This is a genomic window from Vibrio sp. Y176 (genome assembly GCF_033438945.1).
In genome coordinates, this window is the sequence record NZ_JAWOQS010000304.1 from 1 (window position 1) to 827 (window position 827).

Sequence of the window (827 nt, forward strand, 5' to 3'; positions counted from 1 at the left end):
ACGTAGCGGCTGGCTTGCCATTAATTCGCTCTGCGACCTTGATTGCTACTCCCCTCAACACATTTATGGTGTTGGATAACGGCAAGAACGACAACCTTGGCGACCTTAAACGCAAGAAAATCGGTATTGCGATCGCAGGTAACGAAGAGGCGACAATCGGCACCATGCTTGCGCAGGAGAACGTGAAGTTTTCTGACGTGCAAATCATCAACGTCGGTTGGGCACTCTCTTCCTCTCTCGCATCAGGGAAAGTAGACGCTATTTGGGGCGGCTTGCGCAACTTCGAAACCAACCAACTTGCGCTAGAAGGCTACAAAGCCAAAGCCTTCTTCCCAGAAGAACACGGCGTACCAGCGTATGACGAACTGGTGTTTGTGGCGAATGCAAAAACCTACGACAAAGCGGCTATTAAAGCGTTCAACAAAGCGCTGGAGCAAGCGACCACTTACATCGTCAACCACCCTAAAGAGTCTTGGAAAGAGTTTGTCGCTTACTCGCCAGACACGCTAAACAACGAGCTCAACGAACGCGCTTGGAATGACACGTTAACTCGTTTCGCGCTTCGCCCATCAGCAGTCGACCTAAAACGCTACGACGATTACGCCGAGTTCATGTATTCACAAAAAATCATCGAAACGCTACCAAAAGCGAAAGATTACGTACCGAGCTTTGACTAATTACGAGGCAGCCCCATTATGAAATACCAAGATTTGATCGACGCTTGCCGCCAAGATTGGCAAGAATACACTGAGCATGCCTTCGTGCAGCAATTGGCCAAAGGCACGCTGGCTCAACCTTGTTTTCTGCATTACTTGAAACAAGATTTC

1 protein-coding gene and 1 pseudogene are annotated in these 827 nt (G+C 49.0%); both read left to right on the plus strand.

Translation table 11 applies throughout. The features are described from left to right. Positions 1-677 (plus strand): ABC transporter substrate-binding protein (locus tag R7O13_RS25710; protein WP_318305052.1); only part of this gene is annotated, 677 nt, incomplete at its 5' end. Positions 678-695: 18 nt separating this feature from the next. Beyond that, positions 696-827 (plus strand): annotated as a pseudogene (locus tag R7O13_RS25715) (thiaminase II); the annotation flags it as partial.